This window comes from Bacteroides difficilis (assembly GCF_048319815.1).
GTDB lineage: Bacteria > Bacteroidota > Bacteroidia > Bacteroidales > Bacteroidaceae > Bacteroides > Bacteroides zhangwenhongii.
Map to the genome: position 1 here is coordinate 4,872,218 of NZ_CP182814.1, position 25,968 is coordinate 4,898,185.

27 protein-coding genes are annotated in these 25,968 nt (G+C 42.8%); 13 read left to right on the top strand and 14 right to left on the bottom strand.

Going from position 1 to position 25,968, the window contains the following annotated elements; translation table 11 throughout:
* Positions 1-5: 5 nt before the first annotated feature.
* Both ACNOGP_RS19075 and ACNOGP_RS19080 read right to left on the bottom strand, forming a co-directional pair.
* Entirely contained in the window at positions 6-689 is a 684-nt protein-coding gene (locus ACNOGP_RS19075; RefSeq protein WP_143866779.1) for an outer membrane beta-barrel protein, read from the bottom strand.
* 19 nt (positions 690-708) lie between these two features.
* Positions 709-2,955 (bottom strand): caspase family protein, encoded by a 2,247-nt coding sequence (locus ACNOGP_RS19080; RefSeq protein ID WP_418213519.1) that lies wholly within the window; start codon positions 2,953-2,955, stop codon positions 709-711.
* 1,086 nt (positions 2,956-4,041) lie between these two features.
* Here ACNOGP_RS19080 and nfo point away from each other — a divergent pair.
* Positions 4,042-4,875 carry a deoxyribonuclease IV gene (gene nfo, locus ACNOGP_RS19085; RefSeq protein WP_418213520.1) on the top strand — a complete coding sequence of 278 codons (834 nt, stop codon included), beginning with the start codon at positions 4,042-4,044 and terminating at the stop codon, positions 4,873-4,875.
* 5 nt (positions 4,876-4,880) lie between these two features.
* Here nfo and ACNOGP_RS19090 read toward each other — a convergent pair whose 3' ends face one another.
* The 6 genes from ACNOGP_RS19090 to ACNOGP_RS19115 form a co-directional block, all read right to left on the bottom strand.
* Positions 4,881-6,452 carry a ClC family H(+)/Cl(-) exchange transporter gene (locus ACNOGP_RS19090; RefSeq protein WP_418213521.1) on the bottom strand — a complete coding sequence of 524 codons (1,572 nt, stop codon included), beginning with the start codon at positions 6,450-6,452 and terminating at the stop codon, positions 4,881-4,883.
* An 87-nt stretch (positions 6,453-6,539) separates the two neighbouring features.
* Positions 6,540-9,287, bottom strand: a complete 2,748-nt coding sequence (locus tag ACNOGP_RS19095) for a TonB-dependent receptor (protein WP_418213522.1) — start codon at positions 9,285-9,287, stop codon at positions 6,540-6,542.
* Positions 9,288-9,334: 47 nt separating this feature from the next.
* A complete protein-coding gene (locus tag ACNOGP_RS19100) occupies positions 9,335-9,901 on the bottom strand; it encodes a hypothetical protein (protein WP_007756023.1) in 567 nt (188 codons plus the stop codon).
* A gap of 33 nt (positions 9,902-9,934) precedes the next feature.
* Positions 9,935-10,288, bottom strand: coding sequence for a hypothetical protein (locus ACNOGP_RS19105; RefSeq protein ID WP_007758808.1), 354 nt, complete (start codon positions 10,286-10,288; stop codon positions 9,935-9,937).
* A gap of 4 nt (positions 10,289-10,292) precedes the next feature.
* Positions 10,293-10,832, bottom strand: coding sequence for an RNA polymerase sigma factor (locus ACNOGP_RS19110; RefSeq protein WP_195475473.1), 540 nt, complete (start codon positions 10,830-10,832; stop codon positions 10,293-10,295).
* 209 nt (positions 10,833-11,041) lie between these two features.
* Positions 11,042-11,218, bottom strand: coding sequence for a DUF4250 domain-containing protein (locus tag ACNOGP_RS19115; RefSeq protein WP_143866765.1), 177 nt, complete (start codon positions 11,216-11,218; stop codon positions 11,042-11,044).
* A gap of 213 nt (positions 11,219-11,431) precedes the next feature.
* Here ACNOGP_RS19115 and ACNOGP_RS19120 point away from each other — a divergent pair, with 213 nt between their 5' ends.
* Complete coding sequence (locus ACNOGP_RS19120) at positions 11,432-16,306, top strand: RecQ family ATP-dependent DNA helicase (RefSeq protein WP_418213523.1); 4,875 nt, start codon at positions 11,432-11,434, stop codon at positions 16,304-16,306.
* Positions 16,307-16,938: 632 nt separating this feature from the next.
* Here ACNOGP_RS19120 and ACNOGP_RS19125 read toward each other — a convergent pair.
* Positions 16,939-17,151 (bottom strand): hypothetical protein, encoded by a 213-nt coding sequence (locus ACNOGP_RS19125; RefSeq protein ID WP_007837487.1) that lies wholly within the window; start codon positions 17,149-17,151, stop codon positions 16,939-16,941.
* Positions 17,152-17,216: 65 nt separating this feature from the next.
* Between ACNOGP_RS19125 and ACNOGP_RS19130 the strand changes: the two genes are divergently transcribed.
* Positions 17,217-17,801, top strand: a complete 585-nt coding sequence (locus ACNOGP_RS19130) for a hypothetical protein (RefSeq protein ID WP_005816332.1) — start codon at positions 17,217-17,219, stop codon at positions 17,799-17,801.
* Between the two features lie 15 nt (positions 17,802-17,816).
* Positions 17,817-17,999 carry a hypothetical protein gene (locus ACNOGP_RS19135; protein WP_004319908.1) on the top strand — a complete coding sequence of 61 codons (183 nt, stop codon included), beginning with the start codon at positions 17,817-17,819 and terminating at the stop codon, positions 17,997-17,999.
* A gap of 607 nt (positions 18,000-18,606) precedes the next feature.
* Here the strand turns inward: ACNOGP_RS19135 and ACNOGP_RS19140 are convergent.
* Positions 18,607-18,750 (bottom strand): hypothetical protein, encoded by a 144-nt coding sequence (locus ACNOGP_RS19140; RefSeq protein WP_007897403.1) that lies wholly within the window; start codon positions 18,748-18,750, stop codon positions 18,607-18,609.
* A gap of 78 nt (positions 18,751-18,828) precedes the next feature.
* On the opposite strand from ACNOGP_RS19140, the gene ACNOGP_RS19145 reads away from it, so the two are divergent.
* A complete protein-coding gene (locus ACNOGP_RS19145) occupies positions 18,829-19,215 on the top strand; it encodes a single-stranded DNA-binding protein (RefSeq protein ID WP_004319910.1) in 387 nt (128 codons plus the stop codon).
* A 355-nt stretch (positions 19,216-19,570) separates the two neighbouring features.
* Here the strand turns inward: ACNOGP_RS19145 and ACNOGP_RS19150 are convergent, their stop codons facing one another.
* Positions 19,571-19,858: a hypothetical protein gene (locus ACNOGP_RS19150; protein WP_227224266.1), complete on the bottom strand. Its 288-nt coding sequence runs from the start codon at positions 19,856-19,858 to the stop codon at positions 19,571-19,573.
* Between the two features lie 909 nt (positions 19,859-20,767).
* On the opposite strand from ACNOGP_RS19150, the gene ACNOGP_RS19155 reads away from it, so the two are divergent.
* From ACNOGP_RS19155 to ACNOGP_RS19180, 6 genes are all read left to right on the top strand, one after another.
* On the top strand, positions 20,768-21,322 hold the full coding sequence (locus ACNOGP_RS19155) for a hypothetical protein (protein ID WP_005816324.1): 555 nt from the start codon (positions 20,768-20,770) through the stop codon (positions 21,320-21,322).
* Positions 21,323-21,330: 8 nt separating this feature from the next.
* Positions 21,331-21,561, top strand: a complete 231-nt coding sequence (locus ACNOGP_RS19160) for a hypothetical protein (protein ID WP_004319914.1) — start codon at positions 21,331-21,333, stop codon at positions 21,559-21,561.
* Between the two features lie 47 nt (positions 21,562-21,608).
* Entirely contained in the window at positions 21,609-21,965 is a 357-nt protein-coding gene (locus ACNOGP_RS19165) for a helix-turn-helix domain-containing protein (protein ID WP_007837478.1), read from the top strand.
* Positions 21,966-22,018: 53 nt separating this feature from the next.
* Positions 22,019-22,444, top strand: a complete 426-nt coding sequence (locus ACNOGP_RS19170; RefSeq protein WP_005816321.1) for a single-stranded DNA-binding protein — start codon at positions 22,019-22,021, stop codon at positions 22,442-22,444.
* Positions 22,445-22,563: 119 nt separating this feature from the next.
* Positions 22,564-23,319 carry a ParA family protein gene (locus ACNOGP_RS19175; protein ID WP_005816319.1) on the top strand — a complete coding sequence of 252 codons (756 nt, stop codon included), beginning with the start codon at positions 22,564-22,566 and terminating at the stop codon, positions 23,317-23,319.
* Between the two features lie 7 nt (positions 23,320-23,326).
* Positions 23,327-23,605, top strand: coding sequence for a plasmid partition protein ParG (locus ACNOGP_RS19180; RefSeq protein ID WP_005816317.1), 279 nt, complete (start codon positions 23,327-23,329; stop codon positions 23,603-23,605).
* A gap of 306 nt (positions 23,606-23,911) precedes the next feature.
* Here the strand turns inward: ACNOGP_RS19180 and ACNOGP_RS19185 are convergent, their stop codons facing one another.
* Positions 23,912-24,163, bottom strand: coding sequence for a hypothetical protein (locus ACNOGP_RS19185; RefSeq protein ID WP_225494525.1), 252 nt, complete (start codon positions 24,161-24,163; stop codon positions 23,912-23,914).
* Here ACNOGP_RS19185 and ACNOGP_RS19190 point away from each other — a divergent pair.
* Together ACNOGP_RS19190 and ACNOGP_RS19195 are read left to right on the top strand one after the other, a co-directional pair.
* Positions 24,157-24,723 (top strand): hypothetical protein, encoded by a 567-nt coding sequence (locus ACNOGP_RS19190; RefSeq protein WP_005816315.1) that lies wholly within the window; start codon positions 24,157-24,159, stop codon positions 24,721-24,723. The genes ACNOGP_RS19185 and ACNOGP_RS19190 overlap by 7 nt on opposite strands.
* A 3-nt stretch (positions 24,724-24,726) precedes the next feature.
* Positions 24,727-25,218 (top strand): SLOG family protein, encoded by a 492-nt coding sequence (locus ACNOGP_RS19195; RefSeq protein WP_005816313.1) that lies wholly within the window; start codon positions 24,727-24,729, stop codon positions 25,216-25,218.
* Between the two features lie 300 nt (positions 25,219-25,518).
* Here the strand turns inward: ACNOGP_RS19195 and ACNOGP_RS19200 are convergent, their stop codons facing one another.
* Both ACNOGP_RS19200 and ACNOGP_RS19205 read right to left on the bottom strand, forming a co-directional pair.
* A complete protein-coding gene (locus ACNOGP_RS19200) occupies positions 25,519-25,698 on the bottom strand; it encodes a transcriptional regulator (protein WP_005816310.1) in 180 nt (59 codons plus the stop codon).
* A 24-nt stretch (positions 25,699-25,722) separates the two neighbouring features.
* On the bottom strand, positions 25,723-25,959 hold the full coding sequence (locus ACNOGP_RS19205; protein WP_005816304.1) for a hypothetical protein: 237 nt from the start codon (positions 25,957-25,959) through the stop codon (positions 25,723-25,725).
* Positions 25,960-25,968: the final 9 nt, after the last annotated feature.

Below are 25,968 nucleotides of genomic sequence, written 5' to 3' on the forward strand. Positions count from 1 at the left end.
CTTTCCTAATAAGCTTTCAAAGTAGAATGTTTCTTCAAGAAACGGCTACCTCCAAACCAGAATCCTACCGACAGCGCATGAACCGGTTTCGCTTTATTTCCCAATCCAGCTTTGTCAATTGTTTTACTCATGCAGAAGTGTTTATAGCCGACACGAAAATTACCAAATTCTATTCCGACTCCAAACTGATAGCCAAGAATAAAAGGTCGGGTACCGGTATCTTCCCAAACTTCCGGATCATCTTTCGGACTTCTATCCCATGAATCTGACGAGGATATGTCCGCATAAGGAGTAATACCACCATTCAAATATACCCGGGCACGATTTGTCAGCAAATATTTTACTTCCACTTCCAAAGGAATATCCACACCCATAGATTGTGTATAAGTATCATAACCGTCAAAAGTACTGCAATCTTCCACCCACATGAAGCCTAATCCTGCCCGTAATGACAAAGCGAGGTAATTAGGAGTCCAGTTACGGGGTAAAAGATAATCCATCATAAAGTTTGCCTGCCCGAATAACCGTCCTGTTTTGTCTTCATTCTGAAAATAACCGTCAGAGTCATATTCATAAGCAGAGCTAAATCCGGGACCTCCTTCAAAGCCAAAACGCCACTGCGCATTTCCTTTCACAGAAAATACAAATAAAACACACAGTAGCCCTACTGTTTTTATTATTGTCTTCATTATTCACTAATTTGTTAGTTTAATATTTTATGAATGTATCTTTTGCACGTGCACTTACTTGGAGTACAGGATTCTGATGCACTTGTTCACCTTCCAACTCTTTCACTAAATAAGGCACTCCCGTTGCCTGTTCGTCCGACAAATACTTATATAGCTCATCAAACGTCAATGTTCCATCACCATTTAAGTCCGATTGTGCCTTATTCTGCATAGCTTTAAACAGGACATACGAAAACAGTCCATGCTTCTTATCTTTATACCAATTGGCGTATTGATCTTCTTTCGCAGCCGACAATATGACGAATTTCGCCAATTTATCAGGTTTAGGACGACGAACAAATTCCGTAGCCGATGCTTCCATCGTTATCTCCTGTCCTGAGAAACAAGCATCAGTAATCACATTCACTTTATCCACTGGCAATGCCCCCAATACTTTATAGATACTCTGTAAAGAAGTAGCCTGTTCCTTGCAACTTTTCGGGTTCGAACGGACTCCCAGCAAATAGGGTTGTCCCATAAACGGATATCCATGACCGGAATAGAAAAAGTAAACTTCTTTGGCTCCTGTGGCAGCTACCATCTGAGCCAACTTACCTTCCTGTCCGTCTACGCCAAAGATGTCATCAAAATCTTTCTTATCGGCGTTGGCCTTAAACAAGATATTATTTTCTTCCACTCCCAACGTCTTTATCAGATAATCACGCATCGTTTTCGCGTCATTGACAGCATATTTCACCGGACCGACCTTAGTAGTTCCCTGTTTTCCGGTAGCAACCTGATAATCAGTATTACCAATAATCACCGCCACGGCATTTGACTTAACCTGCGCAACCGGAATATTAATATCTACATCCGATTTTCGGTCGTACACATTTTCCTGATAGGAAGCTATTTCGGGATATTTCTTTTGGAAAGCATTATGTATCGTTATTTCTACAGCCACACGACGATATTGCGCTCCCACCTCTTTAGCTATTTCCGCAAAATGTTCGTAGCGCATATCCGCTGCCCTGAAAGGACCTACATGCGCCATCATAAAATCTTTAATATCCAATGTACGCAAATAAGCAAGCTGTTCATTAGAACTAATCCCTTTTTCTTTGTTTACCGAAACATAGCTATATGCTCCGTTCACAAAACATTCCGCGTCTTTGATTTCACCGAAACTGCCATCGTATGCAACTGCATTTCTAAATGGAGCCGCATCTGTTCCTCCAATAATCTTCACAGTCACTTTAGTTCCCGGCGCAATATATTCTTCCAGCTTCGACTCAACTGTTGTTTTTATTATGCCTGCCGTCTGAAGTGCCGCCTGCGAATCTTTCAAGCGGTATTTCCCAGCCGGCCAATCTTCCGTAGCTTGTGATATATTCATCTTCTTAACATAATCGGAAACGACCTGAACATCATAGCGCACCTTCATATTATATTCCACCGCCCCGTCTTTTCTTACTTCCGGCATGACTTCGGCATTCACGTCCACCTTCGTATTCTCCGTCAGTTGATTATTGGCACGCAATAAGGCAATCGCCGTAGCCAGCATTTCCTTCAAATCATCCTTGATGTCCTTCGTCACATCTTCCGCTTTCTTCACAGCTTTCTTCACTTCTTCCACTCTCTGCTGTGTTTCCAGATTTTCGTTTTTCTTCTTTTCCGATGCCATCCACGTAGGATTATAAGGTACTAACGCCAATTCCTGCGTCCTTCCTCCGCCACTCCCGGCAAGTTCAAAGCGATGCAAATCATCACCGACTTGTATTAATAAGGTAGCCGTACGGCGTCCTTTCAAAGATTTACGGATAGGTATATTCACCTCTCCTTTCAAACTCTTACCAGGTATCAAATTCATTTTGGAAGAAGGCAACGCTTTATAAGTCGCTCCATCCAATGTCAGCCGGACATTCTTATCAGCATTAAAGAGTAAACTGCTACCTTTTTGCAGTTTGACTTCCAAAACAAAAGTCATCATTCCACGATTGGACTTTCTACCAAAGTTTGACACCACACAGAAACTGTTCGGGCAAACAGAAATCAAATCATTAACCCTGACGTTCGTGTCGAGTTGTGGCCAATTAGGATCATTTACATCAAAAGGTTTTTCCATATCCGACTTCACATCCCGCCACCCCACGTTGGGCAGTATCGATGTTTTAACCGGATTAACGGATGAAGACTTCTGAGCGTAAGCATCCACATTACATACCAGCATGATAGCACAGCACATAGCTGTCATCACACTACTGTTCTTCTTACATTTGTTCTTCATTTGTAAGTAACTATTAAATAATTAAACTAAAAAATAAGATTGTTCAGTTGGCTTGATAGCGCAGGGTATATATAGAAGAGAGCATATACCTGGCATTAAAGAAAATGGAACTATAAACAAATTGCACTGTTTCATTGCATTCTATTGTTGGTTTTGCTTATAGCCTCCCCGGATTGGGCAATAAATAAAAAGGCATGGGAGTCTGTACTTTTGCTTATCCCGCATTCAGGCTCTCGCATTGCCCATCTGTAAGGATAAGCAACGCAGCTAGCCCACGCCAAGATGAGATATACAGAACACCATGCGCAGCATAATGTTTGATACGACACCTTAAGTGGACGCTTCCCGTTGCCGTATCTCCCTACAGATTTCAAATTTGCGAGATTCGAATGCAGAAGATAACGTTTGGTAAACGCCTTTCTTAATTATAAAAAGTCCCCGCCGCCCCCTCTGGGGCTAGCTGGATGTTGCAAATATAGAAAGTAATATTAAAACATACAAACTTTCTTTTATTTTTATTTTTTCTCCACGATGACAACCCAATACAATTCACGAAAACCAACGAACTAATATGTATGGATTTAAAATTTCAAAGCCCTTCACCTTTTCGCCATAACGTCCTGTTCATCGTCGTTTGCGGGTGAAGGGCCTTCCCCTCATCAGTCTTTCACCTATATGTGAGTGAATAGGGCGCATACCCAGCCATGTTTTACTAATAGACAACTTCTTCTTCCCTATAGCCAAACTTCTCTTCATCAGTAACTAAATTTCGGTTTGACTAGTCGCAATCTATAAACGAAGCCTTTGATTATAAAAACGAAGGTTGCGTTTATATAAATGAAGCCTTTGTTTTTATAAACGCAATCTTCGTTTATAGTTTCATTGCTACAAAACGGAAGTTTAGATATAATCATAAGGAAGTTCGGATATAAGAGAACACAAGTTTTACTACAATAAAAGGCATTCAAAGCTACGCACAACGGGACCAGTTTCAAACTTTATTAAATATATTCCTATATTAAATATATTCATTACCTTTGCAATCATAGCCAACATAATCATCTCATACAATTAATAGATATCACAATGAAAAAAATAGGCGCACATGTAAGTGCATCCGGCGGGGTAGAACTTGCCCCCGTCAATGCGCATGAAATAGGAGCAAACGCGTTTGCTTTGTTCACTAAGAATCAACGCCAATGGGTAAGCAAACCATTGACGGAAGAAAGTATCGCTCTCTTCAAAGAGAATTGTAATAAATATGGTTTCCAACCGGAATACATCTTGCCTCACGACAGCTATCTCATCAATTTGGGACATCCGGAAGAAGAAGGACTTGCCAAAAGCCGTGCCGCTTTTCTGGACGAAATGCAACGCTGCGAACAGCTTGGCCTGAAGTTATTGAATTTTCATCCTGGCAGTTCTCTCAATAAGATATCAATCGAAGACTGTTTATCCCTTATCGCAGAAAGTATCAATCTGGCATTAGAAAAGACAAAAGGCGTGACGGCCGTTATCGAAAATACAGCCGGACAAGGCAGTAACTTGGGAAACGAATTCTGGCAACTAAAATATATCATTGACCGGGTGGACGACAAAAGCCGGGTAGGTATTTGTCTGGACACCTGCCATACTTATACGGCCGGTTACGACCTTGTCAACGAGTACGATAAGGTCTTTGATGAATTTGACAAGGAAGTAGGTTTCGGTTATCTCCGTGGGATGCACCTGAATGATTCCAAGAAAGCATTGGGCAGCCACGTAGACCGCCACGACAGCATAGGCGAAGGTCTGATAGGAAAGGCTTTCTTTGAAAGACTGATGAAAGATCCCAGATTCGATAATATCCCACTCATACTCGAAACTCCGGATGAAAGCAAATGGGCAGAAGAAATTTCATGGCTCAGAAGCATTGTATAATCCGGTCAATAAATATTTGCCATGCTGACCAAAGGTTCATATAGTTTCTCGATATCTTGTGAATCCATTTCTATCTGAACCTGGTCGCCCGGCATTAGCGTTTGTCCCTTAGGCGCAAAATCTTTCTTATCCCGATGGACATTAATGATAATGCAACGTTCCGGCAAGCGAAGTTCATCTACAATTTTCCCGTCTAAATAAGAACCGCTCATCACCTCAACAGACAAGGTATAGCGTGTTTCCTCCTTAAATGCGGGCGAATGAATCATATCTTCATATAAAGTTACATTAAGGGGTTTTATCTGGAGCATTTCCGTGAAATAATAAGTCAATCCTCCTACAACAATCGACGGATAGAATACTTCCAGATGTCCTGTTATCTCCGTTATCAAGACGATAGCAGTCAAAGGAGTACGGACGACTGCCACCAGAAAAGCAGACATACAAATCAACATGATATAACTAATATTCTCATAGGCAATGACTCCCTGTTGAACCATAATCAAGGCTATAATTTGCCCAAGCAGTCCGCCTGTCACTAATGTAGGAATGAAACTTCCTCCCGGCAATCCCGAAGAAAAGGAAAAAATACTAAAGACCAAGTGTAATAACATCATACCTACAATCCAGAGAATATGCATATCCGGATGCATAGCCTGCGAAAGCAAGAACTGTTCCCCTCCCCCAGTCAGATTGACTTCAGTCATAGAAATCATGAAAGCAATGAAAAGCAGATACAGCATTTTCACGTATTCCGGGTGCTTGATGGCAGGATAAATACGTTTCACCTGAAGAGTAGTTATAGAGAACAGTTTTCCGAAAACAGAAATAACAGCAGCCAGCAAAAGAAACAGTTTCACTTGCGACCAAAACGTCATGCCCGGCACTATCGCATCTATCCGGAAATAAGGATTAATCGGAAAAATCCAACTGGCAACCCCACCGGCTACTACCCCCGCCAAAAGAGTTGTAATGGCGGTTTTCGGAGCGTCAAACCGCTCTATGGACTCAATAACCAACAGCGATGAAGCCAACGGCGCAGCGAAAGCAGCCGCCAACCCGGCACCCGCCCCCGCAGACAGCAATTGTTTCCGCTCACCGGCAAGCACTCTGCCCCATTTGGAAACCAAACAGCCTACATAGGAGCCGATCTGGACGGAAGGTCCTTCACGCCCTAAAGAAAGTCCCGTACTCAACGCAAGTATTCCACCCACAAATTTAGAGATCAATTCAATCAGAGGATGTTTATATTCCACCCTCCCATTAATGACACCTCGTGTCTGCGGAATACCTCCCCCTGTTATCAAAGGCATTTTCTTGACCAGCCAGGAAACAAATACCAGAATGCCCCACATCAATAGAAAAAGGGGGATATACCAATACCATTTGGGATGAGAGTTGAAAAAGTCGTAACGCAGATTGAAGAAATATTGAAGTAAATAATGATAAGGGACAGCAATAAGCCCCGTCAGCAATCCAACAAAGATACTGACGAAGTAAAGCCGCGCATCAATCAATTTCAGTTTGAAGATTCGCCAACGGCCGTCATCTTTTATTTTTTTCATCAATCTAAACATACTACCACTCTTCACCGTTTTATACGCATGACATACAACAACCAAAACAGGGTAGTGGTTTCAGACAAATGAAGATTTAATTTCCAATTAGCGTCCCATCAGATTCAAGCGTAGAATAGCGTGTACCATAAAATAAGAACCCAAAGCGTTGTAATCCGTATCACGGATAGCGGTAGCGGTAATGGTACGTATCATTGAAACATCCTGACGGAGCATATCATATATCTTGAAGCGGAGCAACAATTGTTTCCGCTTCAAGAAGGCTTTCGACAACTGACAATTCCACATCAGATTCTCCCGAGCATAACCTTCGTAGCCATAGCCGGAACGTTGGAAATAGGTAAGATCGGTATACAATTCCATTCCCCAAGGGAGATAATATTGTACTTCCGTCCCGAAACGATAATCATACGTTTCCGTACGCGTCTCTTTCACATTGTTGTGCGAATTATTATAAAGCAACTCGGCACGTGCGCTGATCTCCATCTGCTTTGTCCGATACGTTAATTGCAGACGTTGACGGGCGGTAAGATGTTTCACAGTACTTTTCACGGGAGCTTCTTTATTGATAGTGGTATACCCATTCTGATTCCGGTATTGCAGATACGAGTAGGTGCGGAATATCCAGCTTCGGTTTCTGAAAGGAGTGTTGAGGGAGAAAGAGCCCAAAGCCCGCCAATTCCCGTTCAGATTGAGTGGAGTCGTGGTCCGTACCCCCGTTTCGCTATCATACGTCACTTGATTGGTTACGCTATTAATCGTGTTTTCAACCAAAGCGGTGGCAACCATATTCCGTTGACGTTTCATATTGTAGGAATTGAAATTCAACGTAAATGTATTTATATAAGAAGGTTTCAAAGAAGGATTACCCACCCGGATGTTCAAAGGATTGGTACGATCTGTCACAGGCTGCAGATCACGTATATTGGGTTGGCGACTCTTTCCCCGATATACTATTTGCAAACGGGTGCGCTTGGAGAACTTATAACGGAAATTGACGGTAGGAGAGAAATTAAAAACAGATCTTTCCAATTGATTTTCCGGATCATCCTTCAATACGGAATGGCTCACAGACTTCTGAGGTTCAAAGTCGGCACCTATATTATAGTTATATTTCTTTCGGGAAGTGCGAACCGCAACATTAAACAAGTGATTGCTATACTGATTTTCGAAACAGTTGCTTGCCTCTTCATCATAATCGGGAGTAAATTCGTCCAGATACTTATCCCAATTGTAGACGAAATGATCGGAATTATTCGCCCGATACTGATAACTGTAACGGAACTGAAGAAAATGCAACCAAGGTAACGGCTCTACATAGACCAGTTGTACCCGATAATTATAGCCGTCTATTTCGTCTTCTATCTTTTGATTCTGAACTTTTTCCGTATTGTTCTTAAAATAATGCGTGGTAGAAAGATTCTTTCTGTCCGTTGAAGAGGCATTACTTCCATAATCCACTTTCAAGGCTATATTTCTCCCCATCCGACTCAGTTTACGGCTGAGTTGCATCATCATCGTTACATTGTACGAAGAATTATGATTGGTTCCGGATGACTCTTTCTCATTAAGCAAAACATCATTCCCCCACCCTTGCTGGAAACTACCGTTACGTCTGTCATTCGCGGCAGTACGGTATTGGGGCCGAAAGATTAAGGTTGTAACAGAATCCATCTTCCATTCCAAAAACGCATTTGCGATCAGATTGTCATTTTTCAGGCGATTGCGCCCCGTACTTTGTGTTATCGACTTATCTTGACGGAGAAAGTTATCGACTGTCGTACGGCTATCTTCCAGCCTGTCCGTACCTACATACTGAATATTCGAACGAAATTTAACGCGTTGCCAATCGTATGTAGCGTTAATACCTAAAGAACGGGAAGTAGTCAGTCCTTTTTGTGTACGCAGGTTACCGCTGGAGACCGCTGATTCTTTTTGCATCTCAGAAAATCCCTGATTATTCGTATTATTCAGGTTTCCAATAATAGTCAATTGGGAGTTGTCTCGAAAACGGTTCAATGTATTGGCCAGCTCATAACGGTCTTTGCTTCCATATCCACCCATAAAATTCTCCATCCAGCCGAGTTTCATATTCTTTTTTACAGACAGATCGAGAATCATTTCTTCCTCCCCGTCATCAATCCCCGTAAGACGTGCTAAATCAGACTTACGTTCATACGCTTTCAGCTTTTCCACCATTTCCACCGGGAGGTTCTTTAATGCCGCTTTCGGATCGTCGGAAAAGAACTCTTTTCCATCTACCAAAATCTTCTTCACTTCTTTTCCATGAATCAACAATTTTCCGTCCGCATCTATCTCTCCACCGGGAAGTTGCTTCACTAAATCTTCCAACATCGAACCTTCGGGAGTACGAAAAGCAGACGCACTAAAGACGGTTGTATCTTCTTCGGTTACCGCCATAGGCGCTTGTCCTACCACAACGGTTTCATCCAAAGCAATTACTTCCGGAGCTAAAGGTATATCACCCAAATTATTTTTATGGCTGTCCGCTACAGGCGATACTTCCCGATAAACCGCAGTGTATCCGATAAAAGAGACATGAAGCAACAAAGACTTATTTTTGGGAGCGGCAACGGTCAATCGGAATTTACCTTCCGCATCGGTTGCCCCTCCTACTAACAGTGAGCTATCCGATAAAGCCAAAAGCCGGACCGTAGCAAACGGTACCGGCTGATAGGTTTCCGAATCAACGACACGTCCGGAGAAACGCTTTCCACCGGACTGCGCATAAGCAGCCAAACTGATAATCAGCAAGAAGACATAACAACTAATCAAACGCCGCTGAAAAAAACAAATATGGCTGCCTATGTTCAATTTTGTGTCGATTTAGTAAAATAAAACTCTAATAATAAACCTAATCTTTATTTTTCACCTTGACGCGGAGCACGAGGCTTCTGTCCCTCATGGTGTCCTTGTCCCGGTTTACGTCCCTTCTTTCTACGGTCAAATTCTTTTTTGAATTTATTCGCATTGCTTTTCTCCTGTTGATAGATCTTCATAATCTGCTTCTGAGAAAGTATCTTGCTGAACTCGTTATAATACTTTTCACGAATATCCAACATTTTGCGACTCTGAGCAAATTGGTTCTTCAACATCGCTGCTATCTCCGCATCAGTCATAGACGGCCGTTGACCTTCTCTTTTAGCATTTGCTTCCGCACCTTGTGCTTTTTCCGCTCTGGGCTTACGGTTCATCATACGACATTCACGCAATTCATTCAGATATTTCTCGTAGACAGGAGTAAACTTAGCTGCTGTTGCATCATCCAACATCAACGTTTTAACCATCTGATTGGTCTGCATCTGCACCATTTGTTCCTGCGTAGGACGCTGTTTCTTTTCTCTGTTATCATTGTTTTGAGCAGAAAGGCTCATCTGACTCCCCAACAGGAGAGCACCCAAAAGTACATAAATAAATTTCATCTTCATAATCTTTACGTTTTAAATAATTGATTGAGTTACTTAATTTAAAAATATATCGTTTTCAGAGAAGCTGACGAGCTCTTCCAACTCCTCATCCGACAATTCTTTAATCCACTTATCTACCGCATCCGTACCATTACTTCTATCGACAGCCAATATCGAAGAAGGCGACTTAACGTCATTTATCTGACGCAAGGACGGAACGAATAAGAATCCGGCTAATATTGCCGCCATCGTAACAACTGCAGAAACAATCAGTTTCAAATGTGACTTCCGCCGTTGCTTTACTCCCGCACGCTCCATCACTCTCCGTTGCATATCTTCGAAAAAGCCATCAGGAGTACGGTAAGGGGTACGTTTTCCAATATCGTCAAAATCAAAATCCTTTTTCATCCTTCTATCTGTTTAATATGTATTCCTTTATTTTCTCTTTAGCATAATGGTAGTTTACTTTAAGTGTTTCCACCTTACTATCCAAGATTCGTGCTATTTCTTCGTATTCGAGTTCATCGTAATAACGCAAGTTGAACACAAGACGTTGTTTCTCCGGTAAACTCAAAATAGCTTCCTGAAATTTCACTGCCAACTCATTCTCGTAATCAATGTAATCAGAAGCTTGCAACTTGTTTATTAATTCCTCTTGAATCTCTTCAGAGGCAACGTTTCCTTCTTCTTTACGGTCATTCAGCAAACGCAGACTTTCATTTGTCGCGATCCGATAAATCCACGTACTCAAAGAACTTTCACTACGGAACTGGTCTAAGTGCCGGAACACGCGGATAAACACTTCTTGAAGTACGTCCTCTGCATCTTCATGAGATACAACCAGTCTACGAATATAATTGTATATCGGCTCCTGAAAAACGTCCATCAACATCTTGAATCCCCGTTCGCGATTCGAGGCACAAATTTCTCTGATTTTATTCTCATTTATCATCGATTCTTTTTCTGAACTTTGTCTATTAGAACGCATAAAAGTGTGGAAGTTAAATACAGAATCTTGCTTTTTGCTTTTATTAACAAGTGAAGGATATGGAAGGGAATAATAATAAGATAAAAAAAACGTCTCCATGCTCTTGGCAGAGCTTATGGAGACGTTTCGGATATTCGGATAGATTGTTAGTCTGTAAATTAAAGAAAAGGCCGTTACCAGAATTTATTGTGCTCTGCACTATATTCAAAACCTGCGGCTTTTAATTGACTCACCAGCTCTTCCTTATCTACATCCATATCTTCACAAAGTTCATCAAGCGAAGAATAACAATCCCGCAATTTCATATTGATAACGCTAAACAGCATCATCGGATCTTTAGGTAACTCCATAATATACAATCTTTTTAAACCGGACACAAAGTTACAGTAATCTCATTGAACGGCAAAACAAATGGTATAGATATATAAAAAGAAAGCAGTGATTTTAACCGATTATTCAGTTTTATTTTTATCTTTGTAAACAATATTGGGGCTATACCCAAACAATAAAAAGATGCAGATACATAATAAATTCAATTATAAAACAACTTATTTATTGGATATATGTCAATATGGAGCAGACTTATAGGAATCGGAAAAGATGAGGACACCAACCATGTAATCAACAATAAAAACACATCTGTGCCATTTGATGCCATACGTTATGCCATAGTAGATGTTGAAATTGGTTTGAAAGATCATAAAATCCATGATATTGGGGCACTCCGTCATGATGGTGCAACATTTCATAAATCTTCGAAAGAAGAGCTGTTCAAATTTCTTGGTGATACAGACTATATCTGCGGACATAATATCATCCATCATGATGCAAAGTATCTGTTTACCGATAAAACATTCCACTGCTTCTTTGTCGATACGCTTTATGTATCACCTTTATTATTTCCGGAACGCCCTTATCATAAGCTTGTAAAAGATGACAAACTGATCAGCGAGCAGATGAACAACCCTGTGAATGATTGCGAAAAAGCAAAAGCTCTGCTACTGGACGAAATAGCACGTTGGAATTCGTTGCCGGACGAAAAACGTACGTTATTTGCATCGTTACTAAAAGGCAAGACAGAGTTTGAAGGATTTCTTAGTATGGTAGGTGCGAAATATATCAATGAAGGAGTACCCGATCTCATAAGAAAACTTTACGTGAATAAGATCTGCCAGCATGCTGATATTGAGATGTTAACTGAACGGCGTCCATGTGAATTGGCATACGCTCTGGCTTTAATTGACACCACCGACTACCGCTCCATCACTCCCGGATGGGTACTGCACAATTATCCCGAAGTAGAATTTGTCGTAAAACTCCTGCGTCATAACAGTTGCAGCGAAAATTGCGTTTACTGTAATACGCAACTGAATGTGCTTCATAACTTGAAAACATTCTTTGGATATGAACAATTCCGTACATACGAAGGCGAACCGCTTCAAGAGCAAGCTGCCCAAGCAGCAGTAAAAGGCAAATCACTATTGGCAATATTTCCTACCGGTGGAGGAAAATCGCTTACTTTTCAATTGCCCGCACTTATGGAAGGACGTTCTGTGCACGGACTCACAATCGTCATTTCGCCACTACAATCATTGATGAAAGATCAGGTGGATAATCTTGCTGATAGAGGTATTACTGATGCGGTAACTATCAACGGATTGTTAGATCCTATCACAAGAGCACTATCAATACAAAGAGTGCAAGACGGAGAAGCTTCACTTTTGTATATATCTCCCGAAATGCTTCGTTCAAAAACCATTGAAAAGATTTTAATGGCACGCCATGTTGTGAGATTTGTAATAGACGAAGCACATTGTTTTTCTTCATGGGGACAAGATTTCAGGGTTGATTATCTCTACATAGGCAAATTTATCCGAGAATACCAACAAAACAAAAGATGTAAAAAGCCAATACCCGTTTCCTGCTTCACCGCTACGGCAAAACAGAAAGTGGTACAAGACATTTGTGACTATTTCAAACAAACCTTGAATTTAGATTTAGAATTATTTGCATCAACGGCTTCAAGGACCAATCTGCGTTATTCTGTCATACATGCTGAAAATAACGATGACAAATATTTAAAACTGAGAGGACTTGTAGCAGAATCCGATTGTCCTACAATCGTTTATGTATCACGTACCAAACGTACACAAGAATTGGCTGCCAAATTGACTCGTGACGGTTATAAAGCATTGCCATTCAATGGCAAAATGGATTCTGATGATAAGATTGCCAATCAAGATGCATTTATGAATGACCAAGTACGCATCATCGTGGCAACATCAGCTTTCGGTATGGGAGTCGACAAGAAGGATGTCGGACTTGTGGTACATTACGATATTTCCGATTCATTGGAGAATTATGTGCAGGAAGCAGGTAGGGCTGGCCGTGATCCCAGCCTCAACGCACGTTGCTATGTGCTTTATAGTGATAATGACTTAGACAAGCATTTTATACTATTGAACCAGACAAAACTAAGTATTAGTGAAATTCAACAGGTATGGAAAGCTGTAAAAGATCTCACCAGACAACGCATGAAAGTTAGCTGCTCTGCACTGGAGATTGCCCGACAGGCAGGTTGGGATGATTCTGTATCCGATATTGAGACCCGCGTACGGACAGCTTTAGCAACTCTGGAACAAAGTGGATACTTGGTAAGAGGCAATAATGTACCTCATGTATATGCTACAGGTATCACAGTTAAAAATATAGACGAAGCAAGAAAACGCATATCAGCGTCACTACTATTTGGCAGTGACGAGATAGAGAAAGCCGTCAGAATCATCAAATCACTGATTTCACAGAAACATATTGCCAAAGCCCAAGATTCAGAAGCTGAATCACGAATTGATTATCTGGCAGATATACTGGGGATAAGCAAGAGTGAAATCATATCTGTTGTGGAGAGAATGCGACAAGAAGGTATATTGGCAGACAGTAAAGACATATCCGCCTATTTGTTAGATACCGGTGAATCGGAACGAAAATCGCGCACGCTCCTCGAACGTTTTGCGAAACTTGAACAATACATCCTCAATCATATTCCTGACAAATCTTTACGTATATCATGCAAGCAACTGAATGACGATGCAACAAACGACGGTATCAATACATCTAAAGAAAAAGACATCCGAACGTTACTCTATTTCCTCACAATCAAGGGATATATCCGTAAGAAAGAAGATGCGGTCCATAATATGGAAATCAGCCGTCAAACAGATATGGAATCAACCATCAAACGTTTTGAAAAGCGATTGGAAATAAGCCGTTTCACAGTGGAATGGCTATATAAGTTGACTGCTGATACAGAAAAGCAAATCTCACAAAACAAAGCTGTTCAGTTTTCTGTAGTAGAACTTCTAAATCAAATAAAGTCAAATCCCCAGTCCCTTTTCAGCGAGCTTGACAACATACAATTGGAAGACGTGGAGGAAGCACTTCTTTATCTGTCGAAAATTGGTGCACTGAAACTCGAAGGAGGTTTCCTGGTCCTTTATAATGCTATGAATATTCAAAGAATTAAGGACAATAAATCGAGATACAAGCAGGATGACTACCAAATGCTTAATGAATTCTACAAGCAGAAGATTCAACAAGTTCATATTGTGGGGGAATATGCCAACTTGATGGTAAGAGATTACAATTCGGCCTTACAATATGTTCAAGACTATTTCCAAATGGATTACAAGAAGTTTATCACAAAATACTTCAAGGGGGAAAGAGTCAGTGAAATACAGCGTAACTTGACACCACAGAAATACAAGCAATTATTCGGTCAATTATCCAAGCGACAAATGGAAATCATTTCCGACAAAGATTCACGTTGCATCGTTGTCGCAGCAGGTCCCGGTAGCGGAAAAACACGTGTGCTAGTTCACAAACTCGCATCACTCTTACTGCTCGAAGATGTAAAACATGAACAACTTCTGATGTTAACGTTTTCAAGGGCAGCCGCAACCGAATTCAAACAAAGACTCATGGAGCTGATAGGCAACGCCGCCCACTTTGTTGAGATAAAGACATTTCACTCTTATTGCTTTGATCTTTTAGGAAGAATAGGAAATCTTGAAGATACCAAAAACGTCGTCGCAGAAGCTACCGAAATGATTAATCAGGGAGAAGTGGAACCTAACAAAATTGGTAAGACGGTGCTAGTCATAGACGAAGCTCAAGACATGAGCACTGACGAATATAAGCTTGTAAAGGCCCTAATGACCAATAACGAGGAGATGCGCATGATAGCAGTAGGCGACGATGACCAAAATATCTATGAATTTCGCGGATCTAATTCCGAATATATGTACCGGCTGACAAAGGAACCCGGAAGCAAGTTTTTCGAAATGACTGAGAATTATCGCAGTGCGCACTATCTGGTGAATTTCGCCAACGGATTTGTGAAAAGTATCAGTAAAAGAATGAAAAGCATCCCAATCACCTCTATGAAAAAAGAGAATGGTTGGGTTGGAGTGACATACTATCAATCAAAGTATATGTATCAGCCACTCGTTGAAGAATTAGTCCAACATCAGACGAATGGCACTTCGTGTGTACTCACCCAGACAAACGAAGAAGCTGTAATATTAGTAGCTCTCTTACGAAAATATGGAATAAACAGCAAGTTAGTACAATCTATGGATGGTTTCCGTTTTTGGAATATGGCCGAAATAAGATATTTCCTAAGATATATAGACAAACGGACAAAAACACCCCTGATTCCGGAAGAATTATGGGAAGATGCCAAACATACCACTTTTTCCACTTACAACGGAAGTCAAAGTTTGGTGTATGTAAAGCGTTGTGTGGAACTATTTGAACAAATCAACAAAGTAAAATACCTTAGTGACTTCAAAGAGTTTGTATTTGAATCATCGGTAGAAGATTTCTGTGATGTTTCAGGTACAGATGTCGTGATATCGACCATTCATAAAGCCAAAGGCAAAGAGTTCGACAACGTATATATGCTTATATCTGACAATTATTTGAAAGATGCTCACCTGATGCGTCGATACTACGTGGGAATAACACGTGCAAAAAACAGACTGTCTATACATACGAATAGCAATTGTTTTAATCATTTAAATGTAGACCAGTATTTTATTGACTCCAAAGAGTATGCAATGCCCGAAGAGATTGTTCTACAACTCTCTCATAAAGATGTCTATCTGGGATTCTTCAAAAAACTTAAACGAGAGGTATTGGCATTAAGAGGCGGAGATCTTTTAAACTACGACAATTTCGTCTTGTATGATTCATTAACCAATAAACCAGTAGCCAAATTATCACAAAATATGCAGAATACATTGGCGGAATGGAAAGAAAAAGGATATGAAGTAAAATCTGCCTCTGTTCGATTCGTTGTAGCATGGAAACCTAAAGAAGCACCGAAAGATGAACCAGAAACAGCGGTTCTATTAGCCGATTTACTTCTTTCCCGATAATACCAAATATAAAAAAAGTATCGCAAGAAACTTCTGAACGCAAAAAGCGTGCAACTCATTGAGCTGCACGCTTTTGTTTATTGTTTATTATCTGTTTACTTATCGGAATCATTTGACCTCCTCAAATATAAAGTATATTGATAATCAGTTAGTTACTGTTATCAAGATACAAATGATATGCAAATGTAAGTATAAAACCATATAGAAAAAGTACAAATGGACATTACTTTGTATGATAACATCCTTTTCTACAGATTAAGGGTTAACACAATGTTATACTACTGATATTCAGCATATTGAAGCTGTTCTTCCTTGCATTCAACAAAGAGTGTTAAATTATATTAAATCCTACAGGGCAATTATGATTCGTGCAAAGATAATATTTTGCAGTCAAAGGAAGAAAGACTTCTTGAACCACTTCTATGGTTCTATACTTCTGTTTCTGACGTAAGCTGACCCGTACGGTTTTCGGGTTTTAGACGGACATATATACAGTTTACTTTAGGTTAGCATATATATAAGAGCTAACCAAGGTAAACTAAAGTGTTTTTGTCCTGTAGATACTGCACTTTGTGGACTCTTTTCTCCTTTGACTGCAAAAACCTCTTATAGCCTTATCTCCACCTATAACGTCACTTCACACTGCTGTACCATGCAGTCTGCCATGTACCACCCCATCGGGCTTTGATAAGAATTGTGTTGCAAAGGTACCTGTCATGGCGTTCATCCTGCAAGGTCGGTGCCTGTGGTTTGTCCGTGAAATCTCCACGCTCTGATTGTGGCAGAGGTAGTATTTGACGGCAAAACCTTGCATTGATGAGCCATAACACCTTTTGGGGCAACATAATTCTTTAATCAATCCCGATGGTAGTTGGTTCTACATAAGGGAAGAAAATAAAAATTTTATCTTATGGCTAACATTTGCGACACTCAGTACAAGGTGACAGGCTCACGCAAAGCCGTGGCAGACCTTTGGAACACACTCCAAGAGTTGGAGGTGAACAGTAATAATGTGTATCTGTATCTCTTGGCAGAACACTATGGCATTGACTACGAGAAGAAAGGCATCTCGGTGAGAGGACACATCTATTGGGCAGAGTATGAGGAGAACGTGGAAGACGATTATGCCCTCTTGTCCTTTGACACCGAAAGTGCTTGGTCTTCATGCGACTTGTTCTTTGAGGAGGTGAACAAGGCACTTGGCGATGAACTTTCAATCAGTTGGCGAGAGGTTGAGCCAGGTTGCGACATCTTCTATACGCACGATGAGAACGACTTCTTCCCCGAAGAGTGCTACGTCACTGCATACGGAGAACTCTTTGAGGATTGTGAGGGTGCTTACTCCACCTTTGGTGATGCTATCAAGTTGTGGTGTGAGAAGACTGGTGTCTCACAGGACGGAAGAAGCGAACAGAAGATGATTGACTTCATCAATGAATACGAGTATGAGGCAGAGGACACGAATTTCTGCATCAATCCAATCACATTCGGCTAACAAGGAGGAACGGATATGGCAACGATAGACATGGAGCAGTTGGACGGCGTTGTAGGGTGTTTCTGCACCTTGCTTTATCCCCGAAGAGGTCAGACAGAGGGAACGATTGTCGAGGACTTGGGTTGTGAGGTCATTGTCCAGCTCATCAACGGCAAGGAAGTGACGGAGTACAAGGATGATGTTGTCATCTGTGAATAATCAGGAGAGAGTCTGTTGGCTATGTGGCTTGCAGACTCTTTCTTCCTTTGACTGCAAAAACTCTTTTAGGACAATCCTCCAATGAGGTTATGGCTGTTGTAACTGAAATACCTTGGGAGCAAGTTGTGCGGTTTGCTCACTTGCTCCAGTCCTGTTATAGAAGCGATGCTTCGACACCTGTATAGCGATACGTCGCCAAAGTCCCTTCGCCGTTTTAAGCGTCTCTGTACCTTGTTATAGGAATGGTCATTTCGCCTTTTGGTTTTACTCGTCTGTCTTTTGCGACTCTTCCTTGTCGGACACAGAACTTGGTCTTAGCATGATGACAGTGCTATCGCCAATCCTCTGATGTCTGTCCTCTTTTGGCTTGATGCCTCTATTGCTAAGCTGACCCTTAGGCTTGTCGTTCATCGTGCATCAGTGTTCATGCTCCTCACTCTTCTGATGATACAGCTGTAAGGTCGGATTTCCCGCTTCGTTTCTCCAGGCATACAGCCATAGCAGTGCCCCTGTCTGTTGCATACGGATTGCCTCCTTGCTTACAACCTTTGTTCCATTGTTTGGCCCCGTCTTTTTCTGAATTGAGCTATTTGAAAGCCACTTATTTTTACCATGCAAAGGTAGCGTGATGCTGCGAAGGACTTCCTCCTTCTTGTGTGGCCGCTATCGCTGTGACCAATAAAATAGTGCGTAATCTTCCTTTTTCTCCCTTACCGCCAACGACAAAAAGAGTATTGCGAACGATTTTCATGGTGCTTCCCACATGGTGCCACATCCCTGCTTTTGAATGCATGTAAAAATTAAGTTTCACTTTTAAATTCAATTCAAAATGAAAAAGATCGAGAACAACTTCACAGTTTCAGGTTTCGTAGGTAAGGATGCAGAAATCCGTCAGTTCGCAAACGCCAGCGTAGCACGCTTCTCATTGGCAGTAGGCCGTCAGGAGAAGAACGGCGAGGAAACCAACCGCGTATCGGCTTTCATGAATATGGAGGCATGGCGCAAGAACGAGCACACCGAATCATTCGACAAGCTCACCAAGGGCACGTTGCTCACCGTCGAGGGTTTCTTCAAGCCAGAGGAGTGGACAGACAAGGATGGCGTGAAGCACTCCAGAATCATCATGGTTGCAACCAAGTTCTACGAGTGTCCCGACAAGGAGGAGACTCCTGCGGAAGAGCCGGCCAAGCCAGCAACCAAGAAAGGCAAGAAATAGCCTTTCCTCTCCATAACAAGGCGACCTTCGGGTCGCTTTTGTTTTGCTCAGGGACATCAATCTGCTGTTATAGCGTGTGATAATCTTCTCTAATAACAACCATGTGCATTTATTAACCATAACGGCAACGCCGTCTTCCTTTATTCTAACCACTTCGTCCCTCACCATTTGCGAAACGTCACCAAGATGGTTGGCATACAGATATTCCCGGCTGATGGCGACAAAGTCGCTATTAGCCAAGAAAGACAGTATGCCAAGGTCTGAACGCGAGAGGACTGCCATCTATGCCACAAGATGCCGAAGCCGAGGCTTCTGATAATTGTGTCCTTTACTGGCTATCCACTCGCCTTGATATTCAGACCGTCAATCTTGCGACAGCTTCACTACCCACCCACACCTGCTTTACTATTCTTCTTCTCTTTGACTGCAAAATATTTTCTGTTATAAGCGGTGGTTTCGTCCAAGTGCGTTGTATCGCTTCGCCCCACACCTTCAGAACGGCATTACTGTACGGACACCGCACGAATCCCATGTGACAGGCAGCCAACAATGTCACTATCAGAAACTGACACTTCTGATAACTGCCTTTATTGCTGTCTGGCTGTCCCATTATCGGGCTTCGGCAATGTCCGTGTAATGCCATTCTGCCCACCCATACCACCTTTACCACTAATCAACTGTTTTACAATTTCTCTTCTGCTATACAAGAGGCAGTTCTTGTCCACTCAGGCATATTGAATGTGGCAGACATGTCTGCTACGTCCAATCTGCCTCAGTGTCCTGCGGCAAGGACAAGGCACATTTGTCATGCTGACAGGAGTGCCCGATTTGTCCGTTGCGCAACTGTCTCTTCTTGCCTGATATACGTTACTATCTACTTCTAAATTATACTGCTTTGCCCCACGCCTTTGCGAAGCGTTACATGGTCTGTCGTCATACAGACATCCTTGGCTGATGGCAACACGTTGCTATTAGCCAAAGCTGACAGTATGCCGAAGTACCGACGCGAGAGAATTGTCTGTCCGTGCTACAAGCTATCAAGGCTGAAGCTTTGATGACTTGCATCCCGGTCAGCCAACACACTCGCTTTATGTCGGTACAGCAGACCTGCAAACACTTCACTGCCCACCCTTACTGTTTCAATCTTTCTTCTTACCTCTTTATATATAACACATCATTCCTCTTGCAGCCAATATCAATAATCTTCTTCCAATCAGCGCAGTGGTAGGCATATTTCCTGCAAAGTTAGCCGCGTCTGAGACAATCGTCAAATTCTGCTTGAGGTCTTGTGACTGTGAACAATCTTCCTTTTCCTCGGAAAAGAGTATTCTTCACACATAATTTGTCTTTATGTCTTTTCTTGCGGCTTGTGGGAGCAGAAAATATCCCTCCACAGGCTGAAAGGTCTCGAAAGGAGGGAAGAGAAAGAAACGGTTAAGCGAACGCAGAGGGAATTTATTCACTATGCTGAGCGTAAGTTTCTTCAACGTAGTTAAACAAGTCCAGCGACATGGGCGACAAACTTATTTGTATCACTAAAAATAGAAAGGCAATGAAGATTATCATCCTGCATGATGCTGACGCACGCATCGAGTATCTTGACGTAGCCGACCACCTTCTCGGCTCAGACATCGAGGAGTTCCTCACCAGACAGGGCTTCTCAGTGAACAACATCACATGGCTTGTCACATCGGCAGACCATATCCCAGTGGTTTACCACAAGTATGACATCGACTGCAAGACCGGCGAGGCAACCCACACCAAACGAGAGGCAGAACTGCAAGACCTCACTATCCACGGACAACTCCAGGCATTGCAGCACCGGGAGCAGGACGAGCTGAAAGCGGCTCTTCGCAAGTACGGCACGGAGGTGGACGGAGGCTTTGAGGTGCATTTCGAGGGAGAGCAGCCCATCGTGGCAGGTTATCTCTTTGACGAGCCTCGTGACATCGTCATAGACGCAGCACGTTTGGATGCCGACGGAAACTTGTCGCTTCTTGGAGAGGACAAGGAAGTGAGGGATGGACAATACGACATAGAGCCAAGCGACATATTTGGCGGTCAGTTGGACTATGTCACGTCGAGTATAGGTGCATGGATGAAGTAGGAGCATGTATGACCCAGTGCATCGTATATGACGAGACGACCAAGGAGAGCGAGACCTTTTGCTCATTGACCGCAGCCAAGAAGTGGATGCGAGAGCGCATCAAACAGAAGCATGAGGTAAGCGGACAGAAGTACAGAGTCTATTCCGACGGAGAGTTTGTTAATTGCGGCTCTATCAGTCTCACAGGCAGCAACAAGTCTTTTGTCGCCAATACAAGGCAGACGAAGAAAGGATATTAATAACAAGGTAACGGCAAGCCTAACCAACTTGCCACACATATATTGATATGGAAAAGCAAATATTGAGTTTTAATGACTTGCCATCAGCATTGTCATTAGTAATAAACAAGCTGGAGATTTTAGAAGAAAAGTTTTCCACACTAATGACTCAAATTCAGCCCGATAAGGGATTGGAATGGCTTAGTGTTTCCGAATTGAGTGAGTATCTCCCTACCCATCCAGTTGAACACACAATCTATTGTTGGACAAGCAATAAACAAATACCATTCCATAAGAAGGGGAAACGTATCATGTTCCTCAAATCTGAAATTGATGAGTGGATGCAAGATAACAAGAGTAGGTCACGAGCAGAAATTATGAATGAAGCAATAGCTTATGTTCAATCAACAAGAAAAGTCATTTAAATAACAAGGTAACGGCAAGTCTAACCAACTTGCCACTATAACATTTTCACATTATGATTTACACTCACACTATCGGACGCATCGGAGCAAAGGATTGCCGCGTCATCACAGGTACACACGGAACATTCATGGCTGTTGACATCGCAGTGGACGACTACAGTAAGGGCAAGCAAATCACCACTTGGGTAAGGGTGAAGAGCAGCAAGGAGAACCATATCCGTTTGGCTGAATACCTCACCAAGGGTCGTATGGTGCTTGTGGAAGGCACACTGACTTCTTCCATTTGGACAGACCGCAACGGAGAGAACCACATACAGCATAGCATCATAGCTGACTCCATCGCCTTTGTCAATGCAGGGAAGAAGGATGCAACCGACACACCTGCAACAAAGGCACGCAAGGCAGCCAAGGCAGAGGGCGAGGCTCCCGTACCGCCAGCCGATGCACCGCAGGACAAGAGCGAAGACCTTCCCTTCTGAGGGTAGTATCAACTGAGAGTAGTACGTACTAATCGTAGTAAATCCGCTTTTACTATGGTTAGTATGTACTATCAGTAGTAGAATAGTAAAGTAGTATTCACTAATAGTAGTATCATGTTATGACACAGATAATTGCAGTATTAAATCACAAGGGTGGTGTAGGGAAAAGTACGACCGCAGTAAGCCTTGCGGCAGCTCTGCAACTGAGTAAGAAGAACGTCTTGGCTATTGACATGGATGGACAAGCCAACCTCACGGAAGCCTTGGGATTGTCCATCGAGGAAGAACAGACAGTCTATGGCGCAATGTGTGGACAGTACACCTTGCCGTTGGTCAAGTTGCACAACGGCATCACCGTCTCACCCTCATGCCTTGACCTGTCTGCGGCTGAGTTAGAGCTTATCAGCGAGCCGGGACGGGAGCTTATCTTGAAGGGACTTATCACCAAAGCCATCGCCAAAGAGCATTTCGACTACATCATCATCGACTGTCCACCGTCATTGGGCTTGCTGACCTTGAATGCCCTCACCGCAGCCGACTACATCATCATCCCTGTTCAAGCGCAATACCTTGCCATGAGAGGTATGGCAAAGTTGATGGACATCATCCGCATCGTTCAGGAGCGGCTCAACTCCAACCTTAAAGTGGGCGGCATCGTCATCACCCAGTTCGATCGCCGCAAGACGTTGAACCGAAGCGTGAGGGAAATCGTCAATGACAGTTTTCACGAGAAGGTTTTCAAGACCGTCATCCGTGATAATGTGGCTTTGGCAGAAGCACCCATCAACGGCAAGACTATCTTTGAGTATAATCCCAAATCCAATGGTGCCAGTGATTATATGTCTTTGGCAAAAGAAGTGTTAAACTTAAAATAGCATAGCCATGAGCAAGAGCAGTATGTTGAAAGAGGGAATGAAAGGCGGTCTCAACGGACTCCTTTCTTCCACAAAGAAGCCGAGTAAGGAGCAGATAGTCACAGAAACTACACCAGCACCACCTGTGTCTGTTTCTGAGACTACCGAAGTGCCGGTGCATTGCAATTTCCTTATCAACAAGAGCATCCACACGAGGATGAAGTACCTCGCCATCAAGAAAGGGATGTCCTTGCGTGATATTGTCAATGAGGCAATGACAGAATACCTAAAGCGGCATGACACATGAGTGCCGCGCGGTATCATCGCCGAACAGACGATGATACCGCTATCTCTTCTATAAACAGACTTTACTATCCGTAGTATGGTAGTAAAAACTATTCGACTATTATACTATTCGTAGTCGATACTACTTTTAGAAAATACTATCCAACTCATTTTTAGGGCAATAGTTTTCTCTGCTTGTAGGACTGTCTCCATGCTGATAAAAGGCAATGTCGTTCCCTATTACAAGATTTTCTCTTTTTCCCTCATATCAACTATCGTCCTTCCCCATATACAGCTTCGCCCCACGCCATCCCGCCCGTTTCCTCTTTTACATAACAGATTTCTTTTCGCCTGCCTTGCCGCTGCGGATATTGTTTTGCAAAGGTAATGCTGGCGATTGTTCAAACACCAAATCGTCCATTGCATTTGACCGAAAAATCTTCCTCTGCGTGCAGAGCGTATTTTTCGCTCCCGATTTGGCTTTTTGATCGCCATCACTCTTGGAAAGCAAAAAATATCCCTTGGGCAGGCAGGAAAAGCCTCCGAAATAAGGGAAGAAAAAACATAAGAGCAATGGCACACAAGAATGACTATCAAATCCAAAAGCAGTTAGACAAGCCTCAGACTTGGTTCTGCAAATACTATCCCGCACGCATCCGCAATGTGGGTGAGAAGGAGATTGCCGACAGACAATTAGTGTTTGACTTCAAGGACGGAAGAGCCTACGAGGAAGTGGCGCAGCGCACCGCAGAGAATATGCTGACACTCTACGGCAAGGGTTGCGTGAACATCGTCTTCGCCCCCGTTCCAGCATCCACAAGCGAGAGCAACGAACTCCGCTACAAGGCTTTCTGCCACAGGGTGTGTGAATTGACAGGAGCGGAAAACGGCTACGAGCACGTGAGGGTATGCGGAGAGCGTAAGACCATCCACGATAACCGCAAGAACGAGGATGAAGTCCGCAAGGCGAATGTCGTTGAGTTTGATGAGCCGTTCTTCGACAACAAAATGGTGTTGGTCTTTGACGATGTGATAACCAAGGGTCTCAGCTATGCCAAGTATGCCAACCAACTCGAAAGGCTCGGGGCATGTGTTATTGGCGGTATGTTCCTCGCACGCACACATTATAAAGTAAGGTAAAGTATGACAAAGTACGACAAGGCAGTGTCCGTATGCTTCAGCGGACACCGCAGCGTACCTTTCGCCAAGCGGAGGGAGTTGAAGCAATGTCTCAAATCGGAGATAGCCAAGGCGTATGCCGACGGCTACCGGTATTTCTATTGTGGCATGGCAATGGGATTTGACCTGCTGGCGGCAGAAGCCGCCCTTTCGTTGCAATGCGAGTTGAAGGACTTGCAGGTGATAGCCGTTGTGCCGTTCCGTGGTCAGTCTGACCGGTGGAGCAAGGAAGAGCAAGCCAAGTATGATGCCATCCTGCGCATCGTGGATGACGTGGTCGTATTGAGCGAGCAATACTACAATGGCTGCCTTCTGAGGCGCAACGACTATATGGTCAACCGCAGTTCACGTCTCATAGCCTACTTCGATGGCAATCCCAAGGGCGGCACGTTCTACACCGTCAGAGAAGCCAAGAGGCAGGGATTGGACATAGTGAATCTTCATAATAGTGTATAACCCATAAAACAGAAAATGCTTATGGACGATATTGTTGCAATCATCGTTTGCTACTTCGTGTTCGGAGCTTTGGGCAATGTGCTCAGAGCTTTGTTCGGCGGAGAGAGACGAAACGACTTCCGCCGTGACCGCTAAGCGTCTTTAAACCAAGATACGCTGACAGCCATACGTCTGCACCTTACCCCAAAAAGATGCAGCGGATAATTGTGTCCGTAGGCAAGGATATTCAGATTCCTCACCTTAACATTTTGATAAAAATAAAGATACTGCTGCCTATATTTCAAGACAGCAGTATAAACCTTACTCTGCAGGTGCCCATTTGCAACGCACAGGAGAGACGATTGCACCCTCTGCTTTCAGCTGCTTCATGGCTGCATCTACCTCTTTGCGGTCGAGACCGCTGAGTTCTGCGATTTTACCTGCGTTGAGAGGCTGACCAGCCTCTTTCATTGTTGCCAATACTTTTTCTTTTGCGTCCATTGTTTTGATGATTTGATGTTTTGTTTATAATCTTGTTATTAACTCTTGTATTTTGTCTTCCCTTATAATCTTCGGTTGTGCCTTACCTGCCAGAACGAGAATTTTCTTCCCGTTTCTGTAGATGTGCAGCTGTCTGCTTCGTACCACTGCTGTCAAGGTCTCATCATCCTGCATGGCTTGCCATATAGGATAATACACACCTTCTGGTTCAAACAACTTCTTCTGAAGGTGTGAGCACATGTTGGTTGTATCTATTGTCATATCGTTACG